Genomic DNA, 6306 nt, shown 5'->3' with positions numbered 1-6306 from the left:
GAATTTTGGCCACTGTATCATGCGATACTGTGGTCTTATGAGGTATTAATCACCGTTTCCGGCGGCTATCCCTCTGTACAAGGCAGGTTACCCACGCGTTACTCACCCGTCCGCCGCTTTCCAGCTCTATCTTCTCCCGAAGGATTAGTTAAAGCCTTCTCGCTCGACTTGCATGTGTTAAGCACGCCGCCAGCGTTCATCCTGAGCCAGGATCAAACTCTTAAATAAAATTTTCGGGTTTGACCTTTTATTGGTCAGGCTAAACGTTGACTTTTACATCAATCGTTCAACATGTTTTTTTATCCTTACACTGTTCAGTTTTCAATGTCCAAAGTTTTTTGAGCTTGTCCTTTATCAAGGACGCTTAAATATAATAGCATCTTTATTTATCTTTGTCAATACTTTTTTTGACTTTTATAAAATAAATACTTATTGTGGATAAATATCGCTTTATGTTGTCCTTAACTTAAAATTAAAATAAAATCATATTCTTTATAATACTAATAAGGTCTAATTTTATTGACAAGACATCTTTAATTAATATCCAACCTAGATTTCCATTCTATCAGTTTGTCTAAATTTATAATTGCTCCACCACATACTACAACTAAAACACGCTTAGCTGATTTTATAATTTCTGCATTATCATAAATTAATGACAGTGACACACCACAAGCAGGTTCCACTAATACCCTATAATCATTTGCAAATTTGACACATGCATTAATAGCAGCTTCATCAGAAACTAAATAGGGCTTGACATTATATTTTTTTGCATATTCAAATGCTTTAAGAGAAACTTTTTTAGCTCCAAGGCTCTTAGCTATAGAATCTATTTTGTCTAATGTTATCAATTTATTTTTCCTTATTGATTTAAAAAGAGAAGCAGTCCCTTCCGTTTCAACTGCTATTACCTGTGTACCTTCCCAATTGTTCTTTATTAATCCTTCTATAACACCACATAATAAACCACCACCACCTACAGACAAAATTATTGCATCTGGCTGAGTATATTGTTCCTTAATTTCATCGATAATGGTTGAATGACCTTCCCATAGCTTTGGATGATCAAATGGAGGTATATATTTAACATTTTTATCCTTTGCTATAGATAAAGCATATTCATGTGCCTCATCCCAAACATCCCCGTGAACTATTACTTTGGCATTTTCCAGCTCTAATTTCTTAATTATAAAATCTGGTGTTGTTTTAGGAATGACTACTGTTACCTTTGTTCCTAATTTTCTTCCAGCATATGCCGCTGATAAGCCTGCATTTCCACCAGATGAAGATATTAAATGAGTTGCACCGGCTTCTACGGCCTCTTGGCACATTAACCCTATACCTCTCAATTTAAAAGAACTAGACGGCTGATAACATTCCATTTTAAACATAATCTCTCTTTTAGAAAAATCAGCAACATTTAATTTTTCAATAAGTGGAGTTTTTACATGCATTTTCAATGTTCTACCCACCTCCTTTTATTTGTACAAGAAGCTTATTAATTAGTTAATATATTAACCCCTTATCTACAGATGTACAATTTAAAAAATGTTTATCTTCTAATTATTTAATTAGAAACTTATTTTAGGAAAAGATAAAAAGGATTCTCAATGGTCTTTGGAGCAATTTAAATTTCTAAATTAAATAATCTATAGATATACGAAAGTTTAATTTACGGTGGTAGTCACTGAGAATCCTTTTGACTCTATATAAAAAAGTTTATAATACACCATATCCTGGGAAAGGAAAGCTCAGAGACTACTTCTTTTCTTAAATTTTGTTAGTACATCTTTATAAATAACAAAAATTAATACTCAATTTATAACTTCCTTAGTACATTCTATATTTCTACAATCTATATTTCTACAATTTTCATTCCTGTAAATAATTATATCCATAGATAGTAAATTATTCAAGTCTATCTTTTCTCTAACTTCAATATAACTATATCAAACTGTTTTCTTAGGCTTTCATAGTTTTTCTTTTAATATCATAGGAATCACATTTCATCTATTTCTTGCAATTCACCTAATTTAATTGTTATGGTAGCTGTAATTATTATAGCATCTTTTTCTTATACAATAAATTTATATCAGAAATGATGCAGCCCTCATAATTTCAAAATAATCATTTGCTTCAAATAATATACTTTTTGGTGATTTCTGTACAGCGCCGGGATAAAAAGAATTTTTATAAGCATTACCATGAAAATTATACCTTATTTCCAAGCTAAAGTTCTTTGGCAATTCCACTTTGTTTTTACTTAAATTTCCCTTTAAAGCTTCCTCCATTCCATTTTTTATTAACTCAATGGACTTATTAGGATGAATATTTATGGTAGAAGAACCTTTACCTTCATTTACAGGCACTGTTATAATATTTTTATTAAATTTTTTTGCTTCATGGCAAATCCCCCTATCACCACTTAAAAAAGCAATAGGTACGCCTAGATATATTGCTAAATAAGCATGTAATAAAAACTCACTACAATATTCACCATTCAATTTTACATAATCAATTAAAGAACTATTCATAGTATGGGCCAATGGGTTTTCATTAGAACCACCATAAGAATGATATCCTATAAATGCTATTGCATCAAAGCTTTCATCTAAACCTTGTACCATCTTATAAGGGTCTCCACTCCAGCCCCTAATAAGACTAGTGTTTTCTGGTAAATAAGATTGATCAACATTCCTTCCAGTACCATGGGCATCCTTTATTAAAATCTCTGTAGCTCCAGCTTCATTAGCGCCTTCACAAGCTGCTGCCACTTCTTTAGTCATTTGCTGAGCAAAATATTGATATTCTGATGAAATTTTCCTTGCTTCTTCCCAAGTTGTTATACCAGTAACTCCTTCAATATCAGCACTTATAAAAATCTTCACTTTTACTCCTCCTAATTAAATGCATTTATAATTAAGTTAACTCGTTGTCCTAATTTCTATATTGGTGATTTCAATATTTTCTTTATTCTATTTATACATCATAGAAATATCGAAGTTTCTAAGATTTTTTATAATTCTTTAGAGCTAATTATCTTTATTTAACATAATATTCAATATAATATTTTCAGTTTCTAACATTCCTGGAGAAGCAATTTTTCCCATATTTTTCATTGTATTTTCAGCAGTACTACCAACTATGCCATAATTAGAGGGTATAGTTGTATCATTAAGGGCAAAAATAGCAGACATTACGGCAGTATTTGCAGCAGTAACAGCCTTAAGTGCACATCCATAATTTCCTCCATCACATATCATTCCTGTTATATTACCGGCCATATTATTAATTGCATAAGTAATCTGATTATAATTACCGCCTAACAAATAAACTATACCGACACTAGCCCCTGTTCCTGCAGCTATTGCACATCCACAAAAAGCTGATAACCTGCCTGAATATTCCTTTATATAGATAGTAATTAAAAAACTTAAAGCTATGGATCTAGCAAGTCTTTCGTCATTTATATCTTTTCTTTCAGCAATAGCTGCAATAGGCATAGTTGCTATTATACCATGAGAACCACTTCCACTTATACTCATTGCTGGCTTAGATATCCCCCCTAATCTGGCATCCATAGCATGTCCAGTTAAAATTTGGGCATACAAAACAATATCATCTGCCAAAATATCTTCTTTTGCTAAATTTGATAAAGTAAAGGCAACATTCATACCTGAACCCTTCTTTGAATATTCACCTAACTCTTTATTAACCTTAACAGCATCCAGTACAAATTTAATATCTGTAAAGGGTACCTCATCAACAAAATTGATTAAATCAATAAGCTTTTCATTTTTAAAGTCAAAACCTTTTTCATTTTTGTCTTCTCTTATATTTTTTTCCTTCTTATATATGATTTTATTGTTTACTTCAATCAATACAATATTAGAATGCTTTTCTTGTACAACTACTCTTGCCCAACCCTTATCTGTTATTACAATACAATCTACGAATATTCCAATATGACCCTTTTTTACTTCTATTTTAACTTTTCCTTCACTTCTTAGTTCTTTAGCTTTATCAACATCTTCTTTCTTAACTCCTTTTAATACTTCTAAATCTAATTCTGGATTTCCTGCTAAAACTCCCAACAATGCAGCTATTTCAATACCAAAATCATCAGTTCCAGGTATTGCACAAGAATAACAATTTTTATATGTTCCAGAATCTAATGTAAGCTTAATTTTTTCTAAAGTTCCTTTTACTGCTTCATAGGCTTTTGCACTAGCCAAAGCTATAGCTCCTGGTTCAGTAACTCCTAAAGCAGGCTTCATTTCTTCTCTTAATAAGGAAATAAAGTCTTTATTGTCCATTTTCCCCCTCCTTTAAATATTGGTAATATATCTCATTTATAATTTATTTGTCTAAAACGTTTTTATATACTCTCATAAAATTTTCTCCATATATAAGTTTTAGACACTCATCTGTATATCCTCTATCTATAAGCATAGAAGTAAGCTCTTTAACTTTAGAATGCCCTTTAATAACATCAAAGGAAGGAAAAGGGTCTCTTTTTTTATCTTCTTCTGTAGAATATTTCTTCAAATGATCACAAAAATCAAAGCCTAGTCCCACATGCTCTACTCCTGCAATTTTTACTAAATAGTCAATATGATCTGCATATTTTTCAATAGTTGCCTTTTCTATATCTTGCGAAACAATCATAGCAGCAGCATTTACTCCTATAACTCCGTCTTTAGAAGCCAATTCCTTTATTTGTTTATCAGTCAAATTTCTCATTATATTTGCAATAACACGAGAATTAGAATGTGAAGCTATAACTGGTCTTTCAATTAATTTCATCACATCCCAAAAGCCTTCGTCATTTAAATGGCTTACATCTATAAACATTCCCAATCTTTCAGCTTCCTTAACAACCTTTACTCCAAAATCTGTTAATCCTCCTTTCGCTCCTTCTTCTACTGGTGAAAAATGGCAACCATCTGCTGCAAAATTTCTTCTACTCCAAGTGAGTCCTAAGCCCCTTACTCCAAGTTCATAAAATATCCTTAACAAATTTATATCATTATACAAAGGTTCTACACCTTCAAAGGATATTAAAATACCAATCTTATTTTCTTTCACGGCTTTTTCCATATCATTATAGTTCTTACATAACATAAGCTTATCCGAAGACTCATCTATATCTTCGTATAAAGCTGAAATTTGATCCAATGCTTTTCTTAAAGCCATTTCAGGCAGATATTTATCATCAATAAATATAGAAGATACTATAAAATTAAATCCTCCCTCTATAAAGCTTGATAGATGGTCAGTTTCAATAATTTTTTTTCTTCCATATTCCCTTTGCCTTTCTACCTCCATAGCCAAATCAAAATGTCCATCTACAATTGTAAAATCCCTATGAATATGACTTATACGTTTAATATTAAAATCTCTCAATTATATCATCTCCTAATGCTTTAATAAGATTTTTTCTGCTTTTCTAATTCTTCTTAATTGAGCAATTTGCATCTTAAATATATTTAAAATATATTTAAGATATATCACATCAAAGAAAAATATTAATCTAATACCAAGTCAATTTATCATCAGTTCTGTATAATTCACTTCTAAGTATTTTAATAGCCCCTTCTTCATCCCGTTTCTTAAGTAATTCTACAAGTTTTCTATGATTTTTGTGTATATCTCCATTAACCTTCTTATAATATTCCTTTGACATATTTCTATTGTTTAACTGAAATACACGTATCAAAGAATCAGTTATGTATTCATTTTTTAAAAGCTTAGCCACCGATAAGTGAAAGTCCATGTTAACTTTATAGTAGTCTTCGTATTTTACCCATTTTTCTGTAAGCTTTTCATTTAGCGACTCTATCTCTTCATCTCCCACACTTGAAATAACATATCGAATTACACCACTTTCCAAAATAAACCTAAGCTGCACTATCTGATAATATTCCTTAAGTTTAAGTTCTTTTACATAATATCCAAGTCGCGGATATTTAACTAAATATCCTTCCTGTACAAGTATTGTAAAGGCCTCCCGCACAGGAGTTTTACTAATTCCATATTTTTTAGCTATTACCTTTTCATTAATCACCTCATCTATTTCATACTTACAATTTATTATATTATTTTTTACCTCTTTATACACCATCTCCACTTTAGTCATATCATTACTTTTTTTCATTCTTTGTTATCCTCATCTTCCTTATTTATTAATACAGGTTATTAGTTTTCACTTGTAATTTAATCTAATATTTCATAATTATTACAGCTGATATATCTAAGATATATTATAGTGCAAACTTATAGTAAATACAAGAATCAATTTTT

At 30.7% G+C, this 6306-nt stretch carries 6 protein-coding genes; 1 reads left to right on the top strand and 5 read right to left on the bottom strand.

Features of this window, described 5'->3' with window-relative positions; genetic code table 11:
- Positions 1-228, top strand: a 228-nt coding sequence (locus B5X81_RS27700) for a hypothetical protein (RefSeq protein WP_208984958.1), incomplete at its 5' end; no start/stop codon positions are given.
- Positions 229-533: 305 nt separating this feature from the next.
- On the opposite strand, the gene B5X81_RS01220 is transcribed toward B5X81_RS27700, so the two are convergent.
- From B5X81_RS01220 to B5X81_RS01200, 5 genes are all read right to left on the bottom strand, one after another.
- Positions 534-1457, bottom strand: a complete 924-nt coding sequence (locus B5X81_RS01220) for a pyridoxal-phosphate dependent enzyme (protein ID WP_079489566.1) — start codon at positions 1455-1457, stop codon at positions 534-536.
- 633 nt (positions 1458-2090) lie between these two features.
- Positions 2091-2891, bottom strand: coding sequence for a M55 family metallopeptidase (locus tag B5X81_RS01215; RefSeq protein ID WP_079488728.1), 801 nt, complete (start codon positions 2889-2891; stop codon positions 2091-2093).
- Positions 2892-3035: 144 nt separating this feature from the next.
- Positions 3036-4319 (bottom strand): L-cysteine desulfidase family protein, encoded by a 1284-nt coding sequence (locus tag B5X81_RS01210; RefSeq protein ID WP_079488727.1) that lies wholly within the window; start codon positions 4317-4319, stop codon positions 3036-3038.
- A 43-nt stretch (positions 4320-4362) separates the two neighbouring features.
- The gene (locus tag B5X81_RS01205; RefSeq protein ID WP_079488725.1) at positions 4363-5409 is read right to left on the bottom strand and encodes a dipeptidase; all 1047 of its coding nucleotides are present in this window, start codon (positions 5407-5409) and stop codon (positions 4363-4365) included.
- Between the two features lie 127 nt (positions 5410-5536).
- Positions 5537-6160: a GntR family transcriptional regulator gene (locus tag B5X81_RS01200; RefSeq protein WP_079488724.1), complete on the bottom strand. Its 624-nt coding sequence runs from the start codon at positions 6158-6160 to the stop codon at positions 5537-5539.
- Positions 6161-6306 lie beyond the last annotated feature (146 nt).

The organism is Maledivibacter halophilus (genome assembly GCF_900167445.1).
Taxonomy (GTDB): domain Bacteria; phylum Bacillota; class Clostridia; order Peptostreptococcales; family Caminicellaceae; genus Maledivibacter; species Maledivibacter halophilus.
Note: the sequence above shows the minus strand (reverse complement) of the source record. Positions and strands in the feature narration are given on the sequence as shown.